The organism is Pseudomonas sp. Larv2_ips, from assembly GCF_963879675.1.
Lineage (GTDB): Bacteria > Pseudomonadota > Gammaproteobacteria > Pseudomonadales > Pseudomonadaceae > Aquipseudomonas.
This window is the reverse complement of the sequence record NZ_CAWOAW010000013.1, coordinates 348,283-368,051: the sequence shown is the minus strand read 5'-3', so window position 1 is coordinate 368,051 and position 19,769 is coordinate 348,283. Positions and strand designations below refer to the sequence as shown.

General features: G+C 54.0%; 19 protein-coding genes. All 19 read left to right on the top strand.

Annotation, left to right across the window (positions count from 1 at the left end; genetic code table 11):
- The first annotated feature begins 88 nt into the window (after window positions 1-88).
- The 19 genes from AACV02_RS06220 (at window position 89) to AACV02_RS06130 (ending at window position 19,758) form a co-directional block, all read left to right on the top strand.
- The gene (locus tag AACV02_RS06220; RefSeq protein ID WP_119737093.1) at window positions 89-1,969 is read left to right on the top strand and encodes a hypothetical protein; all 1,881 of its coding nucleotides are present in this window, start codon (window positions 89-91) and stop codon (window positions 1,967-1,969) included.
- Window positions 1,966-3,921, top strand: coding sequence for a DEAD/DEAH box helicase (locus AACV02_RS06215; RefSeq protein WP_119737091.1), 1,956 nt, complete (start codon window positions 1,966-1,968; stop codon window positions 3,919-3,921). Before AACV02_RS06220 ends, AACV02_RS06215 begins: the two co-directional genes overlap by 4 nt.
- 768 nt (window positions 3,922-4,689) lie before the next feature.
- On the top strand, window positions 4,690-5,826 hold the full coding sequence (gene pilL2 / locus AACV02_RS06210) for a PFGI-1 class ICE element type IV pilus protein PilL2 (protein ID WP_119737089.1): 1,137 nt from the start codon (window positions 4,690-4,692) through the stop codon (window positions 5,824-5,826).
- On the top strand, window positions 5,826-7,634 hold the full coding sequence (gene pilN, locus AACV02_RS06205) for a PilN family type IVB pilus formation outer membrane protein (protein WP_119737087.1): 1,809 nt from the start codon (window positions 5,826-5,828) through the stop codon (window positions 7,632-7,634). The genes pilL2 and pilN overlap by 1 nt, the downstream gene beginning before the upstream one ends.
- A 3-nt stretch (window positions 7,635-7,637) precedes the next feature.
- The gene (pilO2, locus tag AACV02_RS06200; protein ID WP_119737085.1) at window positions 7,638-8,969 is read left to right on the top strand and encodes a type 4b pilus protein PilO2; all 1,332 of its coding nucleotides are present in this window, start codon (window positions 7,638-7,640) and stop codon (window positions 8,967-8,969) included.
- Complete coding sequence (pilP, locus tag AACV02_RS06195) at window positions 8,959-9,528, top strand: type IV pilus biogenesis protein PilP (protein WP_119737083.1); 570 nt, start codon at window positions 8,959-8,961, stop codon at window positions 9,526-9,528. Before pilO2 ends, pilP begins: the two co-directional genes overlap by 11 nt.
- Before the next feature lie 12 nt (window positions 9,529-9,540).
- Complete coding sequence (locus AACV02_RS06190) at window positions 9,541-11,100, top strand: GspE/PulE family protein (protein WP_119737081.1); 1,560 nt, start codon at window positions 9,541-9,543, stop codon at window positions 11,098-11,100.
- Window positions 11,090-12,232: a type II secretion system F family protein gene (locus AACV02_RS06185; RefSeq protein WP_119737079.1), complete on the top strand. Its 1,143-nt coding sequence runs from the start codon at window positions 11,090-11,092 to the stop codon at window positions 12,230-12,232. The genes AACV02_RS06190 and AACV02_RS06185 overlap by 11 nt, the downstream gene beginning before the upstream one ends.
- 20 nt (window positions 12,233-12,252) lie before the next feature.
- On the top strand, window positions 12,253-12,768 hold the full coding sequence (locus tag AACV02_RS06180; protein WP_177413677.1) for a type 4 pilus major pilin: 516 nt from the start codon (window positions 12,253-12,255) through the stop codon (window positions 12,766-12,768).
- A gap of 10 nt (window positions 12,769-12,778) precedes the next feature.
- Window positions 12,779-13,720 (top strand): ATPase, T2SS/T4P/T4SS family, encoded by a 942-nt coding sequence (locus AACV02_RS06175; RefSeq protein ID WP_119737077.1) that lies wholly within the window; start codon window positions 12,779-12,781, stop codon window positions 13,718-13,720.
- A complete protein-coding gene (pilV, locus tag AACV02_RS06170) occupies window positions 13,710-14,975 on the top strand; it encodes a shufflon system plasmid conjugative transfer pilus tip adhesin PilV (RefSeq protein ID WP_119737075.1) in 1,266 nt (421 codons plus the stop codon). The genes AACV02_RS06175 and pilV overlap by 11 nt, the downstream gene beginning before the upstream one ends.
- 55 nt (window positions 14,976-15,030) lie before the next feature.
- Window positions 15,031-15,471, top strand: coding sequence for a type IV pilus biogenesis protein PilM (pilM, locus tag AACV02_RS06165; protein ID WP_119737072.1), 441 nt, complete (start codon window positions 15,031-15,033; stop codon window positions 15,469-15,471).
- A gap of 927 nt (window positions 15,472-16,398) precedes the next feature.
- The gene (locus tag AACV02_RS06160; RefSeq protein WP_119737070.1) at window positions 16,399-16,704 is read left to right on the top strand and encodes a hypothetical protein; all 306 of its coding nucleotides are present in this window, start codon (window positions 16,399-16,401) and stop codon (window positions 16,702-16,704) included.
- A gap of 303 nt (window positions 16,705-17,007) precedes the next feature.
- Complete coding sequence (locus AACV02_RS06155; protein WP_119737068.1) at window positions 17,008-17,274, top strand: hypothetical protein; 267 nt, start codon at window positions 17,008-17,010, stop codon at window positions 17,272-17,274.
- Window positions 17,275-17,371: 97 nt separating this feature from the next.
- Window positions 17,372-17,878, top strand: a complete 507-nt coding sequence (locus AACV02_RS06150) for an STY4534 family ICE replication protein (protein ID WP_119737066.1) — start codon at window positions 17,372-17,374, stop codon at window positions 17,876-17,878.
- 96 nt (window positions 17,879-17,974) lie between these two features.
- The gene (locus tag AACV02_RS06145; RefSeq protein ID WP_119737064.1) at window positions 17,975-18,292 is read left to right on the top strand and encodes a hypothetical protein; all 318 of its coding nucleotides are present in this window, start codon (window positions 17,975-17,977) and stop codon (window positions 18,290-18,292) included.
- A 110-nt stretch (window positions 18,293-18,402) separates the two neighbouring features.
- Complete coding sequence (locus tag AACV02_RS06140) at window positions 18,403-18,738, top strand: hypothetical protein (RefSeq protein ID WP_119737062.1); 336 nt, start codon at window positions 18,403-18,405, stop codon at window positions 18,736-18,738.
- Between the two features lie 106 nt (window positions 18,739-18,844).
- Window positions 18,845-19,498 carry a DUF3275 family protein gene (locus AACV02_RS06135; protein ID WP_119737060.1) on the top strand — a complete coding sequence of 218 codons (654 nt, stop codon included), beginning with the start codon at window positions 18,845-18,847 and terminating at the stop codon, window positions 19,496-19,498.
- Entirely contained in the window at window positions 19,495-19,758 is a 264-nt protein-coding gene (locus tag AACV02_RS06130) for a hypothetical protein (protein WP_119737058.1), read from the top strand. Before AACV02_RS06135 ends, AACV02_RS06130 begins: the two co-directional genes overlap by 4 nt.
- Window positions 19,759-19,769: the final 11 nt, after the last annotated feature.

The window sequence follows — 19,769 nt, the reverse complement described above, 5'->3', positions numbered from 1 at the left end:
TCACCGTCAACGCCGTTACGCATTAACCCTGGAAGCCGACCGCGCCTATACCTGACATTCCTCTGCGAAATTGCAGAGGAGGTCATGGGTGAGCGAACAGAAGAGACAATCGGTGTTGGGACTGCGCCTCTTAGCGCCGCATCTGGAGAAGTTCTCTGACCGACAAATTGAAGTTGCTCAGACCTGGGCTTTGCATTTTAGCGTACCGCCCGCCCGACTGACCTCATTCATAGAAACCTACCTGAGGTCAACCGTTCACACTCGGTGCTGGTGCGTCACCCTGCCCTCACCAAATGATCAAATACGTCCAGTGTTGGCCAGAATCGGCGATCACCTCCAGTACTTCGATGGTCATCTGGTGAAGGCCTGCAAAATCACTGGCAAGGACCGCGTCCACAAGAAAAAACCCACCGCACTAGTGGCCCAGCAGCTCTTGCTCAGGTTTGAAAAACGCTGGTATGCAGACGTCCTCCTGACCTCTTTCTGCAAGTCGGCTGGAGAGAGGGCGAAAGCCTTATCGATTGAAGATCTCGGATGCTTCAGTCGCAGAGGCCACGATTCAATGGTGAGCAACAATCGGTACTTCAATCCTCGAAACCGCTTTTACCTGAAGCAGATTGGCAGCACGCTGAAGCAGTTTTGCCAGTGCCTGGACCAGGAGCTTCTGTTCGCTATCCGTTCGGCGCAATGCCCTTCCCCAAAGCTCTATAACTGGCTGGCTCAAGGCGACCGGATACGCCGATTGCAGGCGCTTAAAGCTCAACCGGTACTGATTCCACTTCTGGTATTGGTAGATCAATGGCCATGGCCGTGGGATAAGCAGGAGCAGGTATACATGACCTGCCCGTGGGACGAACTTCAAGAATGCCGCCCAAACTGGAGCGACGATGGGTCTTTGATCATCGCTCAAGAGTGCCTGATAGGTCGCATTGCAGACGCAGGTCTTCCGCTTACCGACACCCTGGCGTGGCTGCTACAGACGCCGCGTACTGCAGTGCGCTATTTAGGGCAACAACGTGTATACGATACCGGCAGTGCATTGACCCGTATCAATCGTGAGGGGCCTGAAGCTCCCTGGCATCGACTGCTGTTAGGAGCCTCACTTGGCAATCGACGTCCCCTTAAAAAAGCGCACTGGATCACGTTCTTCGCCCTGCTGGATAAAATCCCATATCAACTGCGTGAGCAAACGCAGGACTGGAACAGGCTGCTGTCGGGGTGTCCAACTGATTGGTCGGATCCCAGTTGGTCCCAAATCGCGGACGATTTGCGAGACCTGAACGAGCTCTTCAACAACATACATCAGAGCTACGGACCCGATGCCAGCGAAGCACTGCAAAAACTCAAAAGCTTCATTGGTACTGCAACTTATCACCAGATCGCCAGCTTAGTGGATAGCTTTCACCTCGCATTGATAGACATACGTGAAGCTCTTGATGCCGCAGATCCGCAAACAAAAACAGACTCTTTAACTCCGTGGAGACCGCTGCTTAGTTCAAACGACACACCACTCGTAAGCCCGAATGGGCTGCAAATTGTCGAGCTGACATGCCCAGCGGACCTTGATGCAGAACATCGAGCGCTGGGCCATTGCATTGATGGTTACGACTACAGCGCTTATCGGGGCAACTGTCGTCTTTTTTCAGTACGCGAAAACGGGCAATCATTGGCCTCTGCCGAAATCCAAATGGATGAGAGTGCCTGGGGCGAGACACCGGCAACATTGACTCCTAAACACCTGGTCACGATACAACTGAGGGGGCTCCGCAATCGCACACCTAAATCGGGCTCAAGGGTTGACCGGGCTTACCAGTGGTTTTGGGCAAAGATCAAATCGGGTGGACTGGCCATCAATCTGGAATGGCCCGACCAAACCCTATCCATGTCTCGCTATACAAATCGAAACCGGAAACAACTACACGCTCAAGGGTGCGCGGAATGGATCAACCTGCGCCTGAGCAGAACATGAGCCGTCCGCGTCTCATAAACGGCCGGCAGGAACTGGTCGAAAAGGTGACCTTCGACGGCTATGACTTCGGGATCCTGCTGCAGTACGTCGAGGGGGCCAACCGCCTGTTTCTTGAGCGTGATGGTTTCTACATCCGTCGCGCGGAGCATCCACATCATCGATATTGGCGATTGCCGAAAGGCAAGTTATTGGACGACCTGAATCTGCTCTTTCACCGCCTGATGGAGTTGACCGAAAGCCGTTTCAACGAGAGCTGGCAGACCTTCTCCGCAAAATTTGCAGACGCGCAACAATCACCAGACCGGCAAGCATTCACCTGGGGTTTAACTTTCAGAATTGCTCCACTGGCTCAGGGGGGCATTCTGTTGTCTGGCGACTATCACCCTGGAGCCGTTGCTGTATCTCGCCGTATGCACGGCGTGTTCCTTGGCCAGTCCAAGTCTTGGCGCATTGATTCGACTGCCGAACTGGTGCGCTCAAACCTCATACTTGAGCTGGGGCTTTCTGAAGATCAGTTCGAGATCCTCGACACCGTGCAGGAGCTGCTGACCGACGGATCTATTGTTCCCGCAGATGAAGTAACTCGCATCAGCCTCGGAGGTCCGCCCCAAGAGCGCGCGGCTCCGTCTGGTAACGAAGATGTTTCAACCGACGTTTACCTTGCCGCTGTGCCATCCATCGAGCGGACCGAGTTCACCACTGAACAAATCGATCTGGCCCTGGCGAGTTATTCATTGCTCAGCCATCAACCAGCGGGCATCCGGCATTTGCTGCAACGGACCAGTGCATTGCTCGCCGATGATATGGGCCTTGGAAAAACACGTCAGGCCATCATCGCTGCCGCTATTCGAGCGGGAGACCGCCCCATCCTTGTCATCACTTTGTCGACTCTGATTATCAACTGGCAACGTGAAATCCAGATGGTGTATCCCGAAGCCAGAATAGGTCAGCAGGTCTTTGATCCGTCGTTGCAGTGGACAATCATCAACTACGAGCGCTTGGGCGACTATGTCCTGCAGGCCGGCCATTTTGAAGTGATGATCATCGATGAGGCTCACCGTCTGAAAGAGCCCACCGCCGCGTGGACGCGCCATGGCTTCGACATTGCAGCCAAGGTTCCCAATCGCTATTTATTGACCGGGACTCCGGTGCTCAATCGAGAATCAGAACTTCACACGCTTCTACGACTGTCAGGGCACCCCGTTGGAAAGCTGTCACTGAAAGAGTTCTGCGAACAGTTCGCCGGCAGTCCGGAATTTCGCAAGAATCTTCGAGATGCGATTGGCGACTGGATGCTTCGTCGACGTAAAGACGTGCTCACAGATCTCAAGGGCAAGCAGCGTCAGACTTTGCCGGTAGAGCTTTCAGTCGAGGAACGTCGTGAATACGACCGGATACGCCTTGAAGACAGACCAAGTCTCGCCAGGCTCGGTTCATTGCGCCAATTGCTGGAGCAGGTGAAGGTTCGGGTCGTCATGGAGCTGCTGTGCGAACTGGATGTGGAAGACAAAGTCATCTTGTTCTGTGAGTTCAAGGACACTGTCAGCACCCTGCGAGCGGAGTGCGAGCAAGCCGGATACGGTTGCGTTACCGTGGTAGGCAGTCACTCCCTCGGCAAACGCCAAAAAGCGATCGACCGTTTTCAAAGTGATCCTGACACCAGAGTGTTCGCTGCGACCACCTCTGCCGCCGGTACCGGAAATAACCTGACTGCTGCCAACTATGTCATGTTCCTGGGGCTGCCCTGGACGCCAGGACTACAGGATCAGGCTGAGGATAGAGCCTACCGGAATGGGCAGCTACGCATGGTTGTGGTGAAAATCCCGCTGGTGGAGAACACCATTGATCAGATGCTATGGCAAATGCTGATGGATAAACGACAACTAGCGAGCGACCTGATAGAGCCGGATGCAGTGGCCAACGCTAGATCCGAACTGGTGAATTACTTGTAAGCAGTTCATTAGGCTTTCCTCAAGTCTGGATTCCACAATATTCTTGTGCAGACAGCTTGGTTTAAGCACCCGCCTTATGTGTAAAATTCGCGAAGATAGAAAAATGGTTATAGGGTAGTTATGAGAAGAACGTCTTTTCCAGTTAAGCTGTACTTTCTAGTAGCCACCGCCCTCATGTGTGCGCTATTTGCGTTCTTAAGCCGCTACGAGACACACCTCCCAATACGTGCCATTTTCAAGCTTGTTGGATTTGGAAATGCGAGCCTTGTTGAACACTTCACCACAGGCTTCGCGGTACCAGCTGCATTTGTAGCGATAATTCTATTCGCCACCTCCATTACAAATAAGCCACATTTCATAAAGTCGGAGATTCGAATATTGGCATTTGTGAAGTTTCGTAGATGGCTGACGACAAGGGTACGACCCAGTTACCTCACCCATTGGACGGGTGCTTTAGCATGTAGTTATGTCCTGCTCTCCCTGCAATGGGAAATGGGCCAGGTTGCAGCTCATGGTTTTTTTCAGACGGATCAGTTCTGCATGGACCTTGGGGGAGCCGCAGCATTTTGCGTGAGCATGTGGGCTCTTCTTGAAAAAAACCGCAGGCGTGCGAAAACAAATCGATCATTTTCATTGGCGTAAGAAATCGCCGTTCTAGCAAAGCTAACGCTCGCTTAAAAACCTTACGACGCAGTTCTCTATTTCCTGCTGCGTCGTCTATGACTAGCTGTCACTGTGCCTCCATCATCAAAGGGGGCCTTTCGGCACATGATCAGGCACTTCACCACACTCTCCCTGCTCGCACTCGTCGCCAGTTGCGCAACTCATACGCCGCAGACGCCTAAGCCGGCGTTTGATAGTAGTCGTAACCCGGATATGTTGACGCCGGACCTCTACCCCAGCGGCGCCGTGCCTGAAAAGGAACCGGTCGTGCGCTACGGTCGTTACACCCTGGTCAGTACCTTGCCTGACTCGGGTCAACGTGACCTGATGGCTCAGATCATTGACATCAGCATTCCTGCCAACATGCACCCCAATGTGCGCGATGCCATGCAATACGTCGTGGATCGTTCAGGCTACACGCTGTGCTCGCCCGACACCGGTCACGTCAACATCCTTTACACGCGACCACTCCCAGCGGCCCAGTACAAGCTTGGGCCAATGACATTGCGTAACACGCTGCAAGTGCTCGCGGGTCCGGCCTGGCAGGTGAAGGTGGATGAAGTGAATCGCCAGGTGTGTTACGTGCTGCGCCCTGGTTACCAGCTCCCGGAATCATCGCGCACTGCTCCAATGCAAGTGGCTGCTACCTCCGCACCTTCCACTCCTTTGGCTTCAGCGACTCCGAAAAACACTACCAGCGGCGAAACGCCCGGTACCGTTGTCGTCGCCGTGCCCTCACCGGCGCCGATAAAAACTGCTCCTGCAGCACCAGCAGCTGCAACCCCAGTATCTACCCCAGCAGTGCCCGCCAAGGATGGCTCTATTACGACCTCTTCCGGGAAAACCACAGCGAGCCCGTCAGTCACCTCGGCGCTTAACGCTTCCACCACTCAGCCTGCAAGCATTGGGAAGTCTGGAAACGTTGCCCCAAGTACCTCAGTCGCGCCAAAGCCTACTCCCGCAGTGGTAACCGCTCCAAAGCCGCTGGCCCAGATATGGACGGCAACCAGTGGCTCAACCCTTCGGCAAACCGTAGAAGCCTGGGCAGCAAGGGCTAAGTGGACGCTAATTTGGAAGGTCGACGACTTGGATTACCCCATCGACGCCCCGCTACGGTTTGAGGGCAGCTTTGAGGAGGCTATCAAAGAGATCTTTCCGCTGTACGACTCAGCCCCTCGCTCATTCGTCGTAGACGGCAGCCCAGCACAGTTGGTGCTTTACATCGCAGAGAGGAAAAAATGATGACTGCAGGCCTCTGGATCCGAGGCACAGCCTCATTGCTGATCATGACTCTGATCAGTTCCTGCTCACTGCAGCGGGTGAATGAGTCGGCCAGCCGTGCCGAAAACGACGCCGCGACCGCCTCTCAATACAGCCGCTTCCTTCGCAATCAGCAACAAGAGCCTGCACGCGAAACCGTGGTATTCAGCGACAAGCCATGGGTCTCAAAACAACCCATGGTCGCCAAGCGCGGTTTGCCGCTGTCCATGGATTGCGACATTACTTATCGCCCGTCTTATAACGTTGGGATCGCAGAGGTCGCGAACTACATCACGAGCGAGTGTGGAGTTCCAGTCATCGTGGCTCCAGATGCGATCGACCCAAGCGTTCTATCCATTCGCAATCAAGGTAACGCAGGATCTAATACGCCACCGGTTATGGCATCACCGGATAACCTGTCCAGTTTCATGCCAGCCGGTGTCATCGGCAACATGCCGAGCAACGCCCGATCTACGGGTATGGATGGGCTCTTTGCGACTCGTACATTCCCAGTTAAGTACAGCGGCAAGCTTTCTGGTTTGTTGAATCAGGTGACCGCTCAACAGGGCCTGGCATGGAACTATTTATCCGATGATCGCAGCGTGCACGTTACCTACTTCGATACCAAAACCTTCGATGTCTGGGCGTTTGGTGATGATCAGGTCATCGAAAGCACTGTGAAATCCGGTTTGCTGACCTCCACTGGCAGTGGGAGCTCCGGAGGGGGCGGCGGATCTTCATCATCTGGCGCTTCGGGCGAGTCTGGCAGTAACCAGAGCACAACCGTCTCAATCAAGACATCACTGATCGGAGATATCGAAAAAAACGTCCAAGCGATGCTAAGCCAGCAGCCGCAGGGTCGTATGTTCCTTTCTCGATCAACAGGGACATTGACGGTAAACGACCGTCCTGAAGTCCTTTCCAACGTTTCGAAATACTTGAACTCGATCAACCGCAGCATCACGCGCCAGGTGCTGTTCAACGTCAAAGTCTTCGAGGTGACCCTCAGCGATAAGGACCAGAATGGTCTGGACTGGACCGCGGTCTATACCAACCTGAACAACAAGTGGGGCTTCTCCCTTAAAAATGCCACAACGGGCATTGGCGCAAATGCGGTCTCAGGCTCTCTGAGCATCTTGGACACCTCCAGGTCGCCCTGGGCGGGATCTAACTTGATCATAAAGGCACTGTCGGAGCAGGGCAGAATTTCAAATGTCCGTTCGCCGTCGGTGACTACGCTCAATTTGCAACCGGCCCCTATTCAGATCGGCAATGTCCAAAGCTACATCGCCTCAAGTTCGACAACCACGACGGCCTCTGTCGGATCGTCAACCTCACTGACTCCGGCGACGATCACCAGCGGTTTCAACATGATGTTGCTTCCTCGGATTATTGATCAGGACAATCTGCTGCTCATGATCACCCTGAGCATGAGCAGCAAACCCACCTTCACCCCCTTCACCAGCAATGGTTCCAGCGTTCAAACCGCCGATTACGACACCAAGAACCTGTCTCCCAAAGTCAAATTGCGTAGCGGCCAAACCTTGGTTCTGACGGGCTTTGAGGAGAACAGCGAAAACGCGACCAAATCCGGTGTCGGTGATCCTGGATTCTTCGGCCTGGGCGGTAGTCGCATCCGCAACACCGAGCACAATGTGTTGGTCGTGCTGATTACACCTGTTGTTGATAGCGACACTGGCAGCCCGAGCGCCCTGAATTTTCCAGCCGCCAACGATCCGTGGGGCTCTTGCCCCAGCCCTTTGCTGCGTTGCAGAGCATTCAAGGGGTAAGCCATGGTCGCGGAGATCGCCAAAAGCACTCGCTCGGCGCGCGTGCAGGTGCTGCAGCACAGAGGAAAATCGTTCGTCACAGGCCTACGCTGGCATCCATTGGGCAGTGTCACTGGACACATGAAGGAAGCAAGGCAGTACGGCCGTGAACACCAGTTAGATATCGTCGCCATTCGCAGAACATCGGCAATCATTCAGGCTGGTTTCGTTGCGCGCAGCGACGAAGTCACCAAAGGCATGTACTCCCTCGCAGCGACGCTCGCTGGTCAATTGGGAGACTCGTGGATTGCGGCCTGGAGAACGGACGCTGACCTCGACCAGTATGCCCTCGTCGCGGTGTATCAAGGAGGTGTGATCTCCGGGTGCGACATGATCGGCACCGGTGCCGAGGTTCGTCGTAGAGTCGTTCAGCAACGCAGTCGCGGTATCAACTTCGACCAAGAGTACCTACCCACAGAGTTTGAAATGGGTGGTCAACCACTGGACGTGGAAGAGCTGCTGCAACCCTCGCATCTGAAACGTGAATACCGGCTTCGACCACTCGTATTTGGGCTATCCAAAGCGGAACTGGTGCAACTTGTGATTGTTGGTGCGCTGATCGCTGCCGGCATCATCGCGTGGGTTCAATGGCAGAGTCATCAGGACCGGATAGCCAAAGAAGCAGCTTTCCAGGCCGAACAACTTCGCCTGGCAGAGTTAGCCAGGCTGCAGCAAGAATCTGGCGTGGAGCAGTTGCCCCAGGCGCTGGAGCATCCTTGGGCTAAACGCCCTTCTGTCCAAGACTTCCTTGAGGGTTGCAGCAGCGGCATTTATCAGTCTGCCCTGTCCATCAAAGGCTGGTTGTTCACAAGCGCCGCCTGCGACGGTGCAAAGGTCTTGTCATCGTACAAACGCACGGGCAATAGCACAGCAGACGCTCTGATACAGGCAACACAGGGCCACTATGCTGATCGGCCGGTCTTCTTTGACGACGGCAATTCGGCCACGTTGAAGCTCGACATTTCCTTGCCAGCAGCCGGTGATGAACCACTCAAGGAAGCGATCGTCGTGCTGGCGAATTTGTCTTCCTGGCTGCACAGCTTCGGCCAAAGCCCCGTTTTGAAAGAGGTGCCGGTCGTAGTGCCCATCCAGCCGGCATTACCTGGTCAGCCTGCTCCACCACCCCCACCACCTCCTCAGTGGAAGCAATTCGAGTTGCGCTACACCACGGGGATTACACCACTCGACTCTTTATCCGGCGCTCCAAGTCAGGGGCTTCGTCTTACAGAAATCAAAGCGGATTACAAAGCCGACCATCTTGAGTGGTCAGTTATAGGTGACCTTTATGCGAAGTAAAATTCAGCAGTTTTTCTGCCTGGTTATTGCTGCCGGACCCTCTATTGGCTGGGCAGCGGAAAACAGTGTCTCCGGTGTCAACGTAGGAGAGCTGGCCATCGTTCAAAGCCAGACGATCCTTCTCAAAGCGCAGGCGGAAAGGGCTCAGGCTCAGCGGTCAATCAACGGCGATGACAACCATTCAACAGCCCAGTCTCCAGCCTCATTCGTACCTCAAGGCCTAGTCCCACCACCTATTACCGCCACACGCGCTACCGATACTCAGCAAGAACTGCCTGTCGTCAAGGCCATATTCGGCTCCGCAAGGCGGCTTCGTGCCACGTTGCTCTACAGCAGCGGATTTGAAGTGAACGCAGACGCCTCGGCGCGGGAACTCCCAGGAGGCTACCGAGTGGCGAACCTCACCGTAGACAGCGTGACACTGGAACGTGATGGCAAGCGCTTCCCCCTCGGGTTTTCCAATGTTCCACCGGGAAGCGCTTCCAGTACCAACAACCCCGTCTCCAGCACTATCCCGTCAGCCACCACGCTGCCCGGGTTGATCCAAGGACAACGGTGAAGGTACGAGCCAATGACGACTTTGACTGAAATACATACTGAAGCGGAACCAGTTCTCGATGAGGCCGCTGCCGCGCTGCTGAATTCGCATCAGCAATTGCTCACTGCGCCTGGCGGTTCTTTCGAGCTTAGACCGGAGTTACGTCAGCTGTGCGCATTGACCAGCGATGGAATTCTATATGTGTCCGCCCAGCACCAAACGGATGCCTATGTCATGGCATTCGAGGATGAGTTGGAACACAAGAATCATCAGTTTGAAGTCAAGATCTGCCCGATGAGCTCGATCAAGGCGCTCTACCAGGCTAATGACGACGCCAATGGCAGAGCCCTCTCGACAACCGAGACCAAACGCCAGGCGCAGGTGGTGCAGCTGCTAGGAAAGGCCCATCGAGATAATGCCAGCGATGTTCACTTTGTAGTGGGTCACGACATCACCAGGATCTTCTTTCGCATTCACGGGCTGTTGTGGGAGGCAGAGCAGCATCAAAGCCAGGTGGGTCTTGAGCTCTGCTCATCACTCTACAACAGCATGTGTGATGTTGCTAAAGAACACTACCAACCACAAGTCAGTCAGGACGCACGTATCAAACGATCCTACGTAGATCAACTTGGTCTGTTTGGTGCCCGGGTTGCCACCAGGCCGCTCGTAGAGGGTCCTTTGATGGTTCTGCGTCTGCTGTATGACGACAAAACCAAAATGACCCTTGAGGCTCTCGGTTTTCTCCCTGAGCAAATTGAGGCGTTTAGCCGTATCCGCAGCTTTCCTTATGGCGTGAACTTGATCACCGGCCCCACTGGTTCCGGCAAATCCAAGACTCAGCAGGTCAACCTGAACCTGCTCTATCAAGAGTGTGGTGGCACAAAACACATTTTGACCATGGAGGATCCGCCCGAATATCCAATTATGGCCAACCAGTCCCCTTTGGGCTCTGGAGAAACCTGGAGCGACGGCATCACCAACACGATGCGACTCGATCCGGACGTCCTGATGTATGGGGAGATCAGAGACCTGGCATCGGCCCAAGCGGCTTTTCGTGGCGGGATGACCGGGCACCTGGTGTCTTCTACTTTGCACACCAATAACGCGGTAGCAGGGCTTCAGCGGCTAATTGATATGGGGGTAGACCGCTACCTTGTGACAGATCCCGCGTTGATGACCAGCATCGTCAATCAGTCCTTGCTTCCCGTGCTATGCCCTCACTGTCGTGTACCTGCCGCAGCTCACCTGGACCAGCTCAACGGTGCATTGGCGCAACGCCTACGCGTCCTGGACGCGGTCGATCTGACCTATCTCAAAGGCCCTGGGTGCCCTCAATGCAAAGGTTTGGGTGTCGTTGATCGTACGGTAGCCGCGGAGGCGCTCATCACCGACAACAATTTCATGCACGTTTTCAATAAAAAAGGGGCCAGTGCAGCACGTCGTTACTGGGTGAAGGAAATGGGCGGCATCACTAAAACTGCCCACACAATCCTCAAGCTCAAACAAGGTTTGGTAGATCCACGTCACGCCGAAATGATGGTGGGGCCCTTGGACTTTGACCGGCAAACCCTGGAGCTCGCCCATGCTGAGTGAAGTCAGAGCCGTGCTAAACCGCTGGGCAGAAACCTTTTACGCCAAACAGTTCGGCAAGAACGAGCGAATTCAATTTTATGAAAGCCTTATGGGCATCCATGGGGATGGCGTTCAACTTGAGGATGCCCTGAATACTGTTGCGCGAGCATTCAGTGATAACGGCCAAAAACGGCATCCCGTGTCGATTGCCTGTCGTGAAATCGCGCAATCGGTCAAAGGAGGTAAGTCGTTCAGCGTGTCATGCGAAGGCTGGGTGCCTTATGACGAAAACTCACTGATCGCTTCCGGGGAAGAGACCGGCAACCTGGTGCAGGCCTTTAGAGACTGCGTGAGGATCATTGAAATACGCCAGAGGATCGGCAAGCTGGTGGCCTCAGCCACAGTTTACCCTTCAGTGGTGTGGAGCGTTATGGCAGCGCTGCTTTACGTCATCGCCATGTGGATGGTGCCTTCAATGACAAAGCGCTCCAATCCCGACGCCTGGACAGGTGTGCCGGCGTTTCTTTACGCGCTATCCAATTTCGTAACTCACTACGGGCTAGTGACATTGGTGGGCCTGGTCGCGCTCATCCTGACGTCCGTTGTAACTCTACCGGTTTTTTGTGGACTTCAAATCACCGCAGCAAGCCCGACGTGGAAGCTGCAGATGAACAAGATCCTACAAACGCTCAGAGTGCGCGCAGAAAAGCTCCCGCCGTGGTCGGTCTACAAGGCGCTGCACGGATCGATCTTCCTTTTAAACATGGCTGTGATGTTGCGATCAGGCATAAACCAGCTCGATGCATTGAAGTCGCTGCAGCGCAACGCCTCTCCGTGGCTCAGGGAACGGTTGAGCGCCATTCATTACGGTGTCAGTGCCGGCAAAAACTTCGGTACCGCCTTGAAACTTGCTGGCCACGAGTTTCCAGACCCAATGGCCATGCATTTTCTTGAAGTGCTCGCCACCCGCAAAGGTTTCGCCGAATCGATGGAAAGATTTTCCAACCGTTGGCTGGAGCAAACGCTCCAGCGTGTCGAGGCCATCGCGAAGTCGCTTATTGGGGTGTCCTCGATGGCCATGGGAATCATGATGATTCTGGTGGTGATCGGCATCTTCCAGTTGGCCGGCAATGTGACAGAAACCCTTAAATAAACCCAAATGAGGTCGTAAAGATGACAAAAAATAGCCGCCAAAACCAACGCGGATTTCTTTCCCTGGACGGGATGTTCTGGCTGATGCTGATCGCCGTGGCACTCGGTTTTATCGTGTTCATGGGGTACAGGACGTTCGGCAGCTCGGACGTCACCATCGAACAGAGCAACCTGGGCACCTTGCTGAGCAATACAAAAAGGCTGAAAAGCACAACTGGGTACGCAACAGCCGGTACCAACCTGGCCCCGTCTTTGATCAACCTGGAAGCCACGGGCGGTATGAGCATTAACGGCAACGCCTTATCCAACCGTTGGAACGGAGCCGTGACTGTGACCAGTAATGGTATGACCTTCACCATCACCGAATCCAACCTTCCTAAGAATGCCTGCATCACGCTTGCGTCCAACATGGCCAAGGACAAACAGACCACGACGGCGATCAACGGTGGTACTGCCATTGCCGGCGAAATCACAGCGGTAGCCGCTGCGACCAGTTGCTCATCGGATGCCAATACCATCGCCTGGACTTCGTACTAAGGAGTCCAGTGTGAGCGTGATCTCCGATGCAGAATTCGTCGACCTGTACCTTGGCGACGGTTTTGCCGACGCCAAAGGACTCCCAGGACAGGCGAGAAGAGTCGAGGCGCCCGTCCAATGGCGGGCTGATTTAGAACGAATCCGTCAGCTATGCGAAGAGAAGTACGCCGCGACCCAAGATCCGGAGTTTGCCCTGCTCGAAGATGGCATTGTCCTTCGGGTCACAAAGTTGGTGGATCTAAACGGCAAGCCGGTTTTTGTACTCAGCAAGTCGTCGGTTCAAATTCGCCCCCTGGACATGCTTGGCCTGCCCGACCACCTCCAGAATGCCCTGATGAGCGACACGATACGCGGTCTGATCTTCATCTGCGGAGAGATGGGTGCAGGGAAAACCTCGAGTGCTGCATCCCTTGTAAAAGCCCGCCTTGAAGCCTGGGGCGGCATCTGCCTGGCGGTTGAGGATCCACCAGAGCCGTTCCTGCATGGTAGACACGGAGAGGGTCGGTGCATTCAAGTCCCTGTTTCCAGGCGCATGGGTGGCTACGAGGAGGCCTTAGTCCTTGCTCTGCGAACAAGGGCGGACTTTCTGTTTGTAGGTGAGGTACGTGACGGGCCAACCGCTGCGCAAGTCATTCAGGCCTCAATCAACGGTCATCTCATTATCTGTACGGGCCATGCCGGCAGCGTCACGCATGGCATTGAGCGTTTAGCGGCCCTGGGTGAGCCCTTGTTGAAAAACGCCCGAGAACTTCTTTCAAAAGGCCTGGTGGCAGTCATCCATCAGTCTTTGTCGATGGATAGTGACGGGAGCCGTCGACTCACCCTACAGAGCCTGCTCTTCTCGGGAGATGACGGTCCCAGCATTCGAGAAAAAGTCCATGCAGGGAAGATCACACTGCTCGGCCAAGACATCGCTAACCAATCTTCAAGGAGCCTCTGGAATGACCATTAAAAACAAACAGCGAGGCTTCTTAAGCCTGGATATGGCAATCGGATTGCTCGTATTTGGTGTCGTTGTGACTTTGGCGATGGTTTGGCAAATTAAACAAATGGATGCCCAGGATTATCGAATTGCGGCCGACCAACAGCGAACTATTTCAGAGGCCCAGGCCAAGTACCTGAAAGACAATTTCAACGTAGTGCTCGCCAACGCGTCGGCGACCGTGCCAGTGCAAATTACGGTGCCGATGCTCATCAACGCTAATTACCTGCCTGCAGGTTACAGTCCCACCAATGTTTTCGGGCAGACCATCCTAGGCCTTGCCCGAAAACCCAATCCCAATCAGCTAGAAGCGATTGTGGTCACCACGGGCGGACAGAAACTTCCAGAAATGGGGGTGCGTGCCATTGCTGAAAACCTTGGAGGACCTGGTGGTTTTATATCTACAACCAATCCTAACGTCGTTCAAGGCATCCGCGGTGGCTGGCAAGTCGCGCTGAGTAATTACTCCATTGCGCCTGGGCCAGGCCACACTGCCAGTGCACTGTTTCTCATGGACGGCGCCTTGGCCAACGACTACTTGTATCGAAATGCTGTGCCAAACCACCCTGAGCTCAACACGATGAATACTGACCTCGGTATGGGCAATCACAACATTAATAATGCAGGGAGCATCTCCGCCTCTGGCAACGTTACGACTGGTGCCGACGTGACAGCGCGCAATGTCACAGCCACGGCGAATGTGAACGCGTCGACCGCGAACGTCACGGGCGAAACGTACACGGGTGGATGGTTCAGAACTCGGGGCGACACTGGCTGGTACAGCGAAAAATGGGGAGGTGGTATCTATCAGAACAGCCCCGATTGGGTCCAGGTGTACAACGACAAAAACTTCTCAACCGGCGGCCAGCTCTGGGGTGGGAAGATCACTTCAACCGGCAAAATAACTGCCTACGATCGAATCGCTACCAACGAATTCATCTCCGTCGGTGGACTTGCTACAGAAGGTTCCGCCTGCAGCGATCGCACGCTCATTGCAAAGAGTGCAGCGGGAATAATGCTCTCTTGTCAGCAAGGTGTATGGACAGCGAATAAGGGCGATCCAGCTGGGGTAGGAACTGGTTTCATGACAGGCATCGCAGGGCTGTATGTAAACAGAATCACGGGGGGCTATAGCTGCCCGACTGGATTAGTCCCAAACTTAATTGGAGGTATCCAAATTGGTGGCTGCAACCCTTGTTTAAGTTATTCCTGTAGCAAGCCGTAGACCAATCAGCAGCTTGCCAGCTCGCTGATTGAATTAGTTACAAGGAGCGATGACCATGACATTGAATTGGGCTGTTTTGATGATTCTGATCATTGCAACGGGGATCTTGATGGAAAACCAACAGCAAGCGCAAACCGCTTCCGACTTCGCCACTATTGATTCGCTAGGACGCAACTTTCTGATTTACCGATCCGCTGCCGCTGGATTCGCGCAATCCAATCCAAGCTTCTCTGGAATACCTGATGACGCTGCACTGAACCTGCCGACGTGGTTTGTGAAACCGCTCGGTATTGAGGCCTACATCAATGCCGGAACAACCTACACCTTTTACAACGGCACGGCGCCGGCAGGGATGCCATCGACGCTGGTCGATCTGATTCAGTCGACTACCGTTGGTGTGAATCGCGCGGGAGTGCTTGTCTCCCCGAAAGCTGGAGTGACCGGTATCCCCATTCCATCTGTTATACCTGACGGTGCCATCACTGCAGTGAACTGACCAACGCCCAGGTCAAAACTGGCTATGTTGCATATCGCCCAGCCTAACAACATAATGTACGCAACAACGTTTCCACCCCGTTGGCTACTGGCGGTCATCAGTAGCGCCCGGAGATGCGGTTCGCCTCATCTCCATCCCCAAAGCACGCTGAGCTCCGGGAAGGGCGTGCGAATCTGGTTCAAAGCTCTCCCTGTGTCTCCCTGTTCAAGCCAGACACGCAGCCGTCTAACTCGTGAATTGCGAGTTCAAAGGCACATAGAGCTTTGTTGAGGTTCGAAGCACAGTAATCTCAGGGCCACACTGGTGTTGTGGCCCACATTTTTTAAAGCTCACACAAAGGGTAGCCTGATGATCTTTCGAAGGATTATCAGGCTACCCTTTGGTAGCTGCTTTTCCCTGCCGGTGGCCCGCCGGCGAAACGCAGGGCTCCCTTTGTGCGCGGATGCGTGCCTTATGTTTGCTGGCCTCAGCCACGATAATCGGCCAGGTGTAGGAAGTGAGACGTTCAGATCACAGCCCAGGGATCGATGACGCCTTTACACCACACAGGTGGTATTTTTTTCTGAAAGACGCTTTGTACTAAATCCGAGAGTGACTGTTGAACCAGCTACTCTCGGTAACTTCTCCTGCAAAACTGGACCTGCTTTGACCTCCCCGAAATATCCCTCCCCGCTTGACACATCACTATCCCCCCTTCGATGATATGGACGTGTATTGCTGACGTCGTCAGCATCATGCCCAGGCAACCAGGATCTTTAAGGTTGCGACACGTCAATCGTGTTGATTCGCCCAAGACTGCTGAGCTTCTGGTAGCGCGGTCGGTCGACAATCGTCGATAGAAGCATCTGATGTTACTCACCTCGCGGGGAATCACTTCCCCGATAGGGCCAGTGCTTTCTCCGCATTTCAACCTGCAGGAGAATCACCATGTCCAAACTCACTTATAACTTCGGTTTTGCACTCGGCGTTGTTGCCCGAGAGTTTTGGCGCGCCATGAAGAAGTCGAACATACGTCCAGCAGATCAGGCACAGGCTAAATCTCATGGGCTGCTTCCACCACCATGCGTCCCTGACAGCATGGTGCGTGAAATGGATCACTTGCCAGCGATGGTTCGTGCCAAGGGTGTTGATTTGAACCTGTGGTATGCGGCAAATACCCGAGTGATCGAAAAGACAACGCGCAAACCGCGCTCACGGGGTAAGGCTCAACAGCTGACACCTGCTGCTTGCTAACCTCCCTCATTCACCCCAGCAGGAAACCTCCCGCTGGGGAGGTTTCTCTGAAACCCTTCACCTGGGGCTTGACAATCAGCAACAGGATTTTCATGCTGTGTCCATGTATAGCTGACGTCGTCAGCAACATGCCCATGTAGTCTGGATCCGAAAGACTACGATGCGGTTTACCGCATTGATCCACTCCCAAGATCGCCATAGCTTCCGGTAGCGCGATCAGTCGACTTTGTCGATGGAAGCACCTTTCCTACCCATGACGGGCCTTTCCCGTCAGGGCAGGCCTCTCAAATTTTTGGAGGTCTGATGAAAACCGAACTGGCTCTCTACCAAGCGCTGATTTCGATCAACGTTCCGGAACAGAAAGCAAACGCTGTAATTGATGCTTTGGAGGCTGATATGTTTTCACGTTTGGCCACTAAATCGGACATCGCAGCTCTTCGTACTGACCTTGCAGCTGATTTGAGAACAGAGATATCTCAGCTTGAGGTTAAGTTGACTATTCGCATGGGCGTCATGATTTCAGCAACAGCTGGTGTGATGATTGCCGCTATGAAACTCATGCTGCACTAAGCTCAACTGTCTGCTCTACCCACCCTCGCGGGGAATACTTTCCCCCAAGGGCGAAGTGTTTCTCCGCTTTCTGCTATTTCGAAATTGGAGAATCACCATGAGCACTACTCAAACCAACGAAACCAAGTTCTTCGACCTTCACACCACCGGTATTGGTTACCTCAACCGTATCCGTGAAGTGAAACCTCGCGGCAAGGGCAAGCCATTCATGGCTGTCACTGTTGCTGCATTACGCGGTTCGTCAGACGACACCGAGTACTCCTACATCGACTGTAATGTCGTCGGCGCCGAAGCTGAAAAGCTGATTCGTCGTAGCCAAGCTGCTGTTGATGCAGGAAAGAAGGTCCTTGTGAGCTTCCGTATCGGTGACATCTGGACCGACTGCTTTATCTATGAAAAGGGCGATAAGAAGGGTCAACCTGGGGCAAGCCTCAAAGGACGTCTTCTTTTTATCGGCTGGATCAAGGTCGATGGCGATACTGTCTACCAAGCCAAACCGAAAGACTCTACTGAGCCCCTTCCTGCCCAGGATCGTGCTGCTGGAGATGATTCGGATGACGACGGCAAAGGACAGCCAGATCCTGAACAACGTCAATCAGCATGATTGAAATCATGGCGCCCCCTGGGCGCCTTTCAATATTCATATCGAAGGGAACGCCTCCCTTCGGGATTGGTGATTTCCAAACGCAGGAGATAAACCATGATGATGAATCCTCAACGACTGCCGCTGCTGACCGAAATCGGTCTTTTAGCTGCTCAAGCTAGTGTTTATAGCAAGCTGGATAAGCTACTGCCGAGCAACCCGACACTCGATCCCGATGAAGACCCGCGCTACCCCCTTACTTCAGATCTTTGGTTAGAAGTACTGGATAGGGTGATCACGTTGGCAAAGATGGACCATCGAGATGAATTCAATCCCGAAAACAGCCCAATGTTGTCGGAGTTCGGACTTCTCAAGGAATATCGAAGGGCTCGTTGGGAGTTGGAAGATGAGCTTATGCACCCCGAATACTACTAACCCGCCAGGAAACACTGGCTGACTATCAAGCTGATTCCAAATCAGCATAAAGACCCATCGGGAAACCATCTCCCGAACGGGCCAGGTGGTTTTCGCACCTGGAGATTTACATGCTTACTACCAATAACCTCGTATCGTCTGACTTGCTCAAACTTCCGGTCGTTCTGACGCCCCGGGCCTGGCAAGAAGCGGTGCATATTGAAAACCCACAGGATGTATCAGTAATCAGTAACCGATTGGGCGATGTCGTCCTGGAGGCCTACCGAGAACTGCATATGCAGCCTGACTGTTCACAAATCCATTTCGGGCTCTATCGATTGCTGCCTGCCGGCGACAATTCGGATCGAGTCTGGTTGGACCTAAAACTTGACCGCATAGAATCGCCGCCAGGTTCATTCTATCTGTACATCTCACTCAAGGAAGAAACCCATACCTCCTGCCTATAAACCCTTCAGAACTCACTGCACCACCCCAAGCCCGACACTGTCGGGCTTTTTTCATTGTGCGAGTAATGCACTCGTAGCCTTACACCCATGCAGTGTGGAGCTGCCCATGATCAACATCCCAGGCCAGTTGGCCATCCGCACTATCAGCGGCCGCAATGGCGACTTCAACGTCGGCCGACTATCAACCTCAATCGGCGAGTTCGTTATCAAAGACGCGCTTCTCGACCAATACGATGAAGGCAAATACAGAGGCGATTTCCTCATCACTGAAATACGCCCCTCGTACTACTCTACCGCCGGCCGGTTAGTGGTTGAGATCCGGGCCAAGCTCGAAAGCATGAGTCTCGACGACGTGGACAACTTGACGGCGGAGGACGCTGCCAAGCTTTCACCGAGCGAGCCAGATCCTTTAGATGAAGAGTCGTCTTCAACTCAAACAAGGCCTGCGCGACAGCGCAAAGCGCTGACCACCACAACCGCGGTAAGCAACGTCGACAAAGCGTCATCACAAGAGGACGCCCCCTTTGGGATGCCACTACCCAGTTCGGAGAACGCCACTGAGCAAGACGCGATTCTGTTTGGCACGATCTGGCCACTGGGGGATACGGTCAAACTTGACACCACAGTTGACCGGCAGCGCCTGCGTCAGCAATGCACTCGCCTCGGCGAGCTTGGCTATGTGCTGGACTTCAAACAACAAACCTGGAGCTGCCAATCTCCCACCTTGCGGGAGCTCCACCACCAAGGAAACACTCCATGAATCCGATTTTCTCAGACATCGGTGAGCACATCCTGCTGACCGTCGAAGACCAACTGACCAACAACGAAGTGTCCGATGATGACGAAATGCGCGAGCACTTCATCGAAATTGGACTGACAGAGGCGCAAGCGGACGCTGCCTTGCAACTGCGGCCCCTGTACCGGCTCAACCTCTACATGATAGGTCAATCGCCATTGTTCCAGGGCGACACGACCACTAGCTTCGATCCACACACCCGCTCATTCAAGCGCACTCAATAACACATCATCCA

Coding starts and splice junctions, on each gene's coding strand:
- pilN (WP_119737087.1), top strand. CDS start 5,826: ATGACTGCAGGCCTCTGGATCCGAGGCACAGCCTCATTGCTGATCATG.
- AACV02_RS06180 (WP_177413677.1), top strand. CDS start 12,253: ATGACAAAAAATAGCCGCCAAAACCAACGCGGATTTCTTTCCCTGGAC.
- AACV02_RS06215 (WP_119737091.1), top strand. CDS start 1,966: ATGAGCCGTCCGCGTCTCATAAACGGCCGGCAGGAACTGGTCGAAAAG.
- AACV02_RS06150 (WP_119737066.1), top strand. CDS start 17,372: ATGAGCACTACTCAAACCAACGAAACCAAGTTCTTCGACCTTCACACC.
- AACV02_RS06160 (WP_119737070.1), top strand. CDS start 16,399: ATGTCCAAACTCACTTATAACTTCGGTTTTGCACTCGGCGTTGTTGCC.
- AACV02_RS06135 (WP_119737060.1), top strand. CDS start 18,845: ATGATCAACATCCCAGGCCAGTTGGCCATCCGCACTATCAGCGGCCGC.
- AACV02_RS06155 (WP_119737068.1), top strand. CDS start 17,008: ATGAAAACCGAACTGGCTCTCTACCAAGCGCTGATTTCGATCAACGTT.
- AACV02_RS06185 (WP_119737079.1), top strand. CDS start 11,090: ATGCTGAGTGAAGTCAGAGCCGTGCTAAACCGCTGGGCAGAAACCTTT.
- pilO2 (WP_119737085.1), top strand. CDS start 7,638: ATGGTCGCGGAGATCGCCAAAAGCACTCGCTCGGCGCGCGTGCAGGTG.
- AACV02_RS06190 (WP_119737081.1), top strand. CDS start 9,541: ATGACGACTTTGACTGAAATACATACTGAAGCGGAACCAGTTCTCGAT.
- pilM (WP_119737072.1), top strand. CDS start 15,031: ATGACATTGAATTGGGCTGTTTTGATGATTCTGATCATTGCAACGGGG.
- pilV (WP_119737075.1), top strand. CDS start 13,710: ATGACCATTAAAAACAAACAGCGAGGCTTCTTAAGCCTGGATATGGCA.
- pilP (WP_119737083.1), top strand. CDS start 8,959: ATGCGAAGTAAAATTCAGCAGTTTTTCTGCCTGGTTATTGCTGCCGGA.
- AACV02_RS06130 (WP_119737058.1), top strand. CDS start 19,495: ATGAATCCGATTTTCTCAGACATCGGTGAGCACATCCTGCTGACCGTC.
- AACV02_RS06140 (WP_119737062.1), top strand. CDS start 18,403: ATGCTTACTACCAATAACCTCGTATCGTCTGACTTGCTCAAACTTCCG.
- AACV02_RS06145 (WP_119737064.1), top strand. CDS start 17,975: ATGATGATGAATCCTCAACGACTGCCGCTGCTGACCGAAATCGGTCTT.
- pilL2 (WP_119737089.1), top strand. CDS start 4,690: ATGATCAGGCACTTCACCACACTCTCCCTGCTCGCACTCGTCGCCAGT.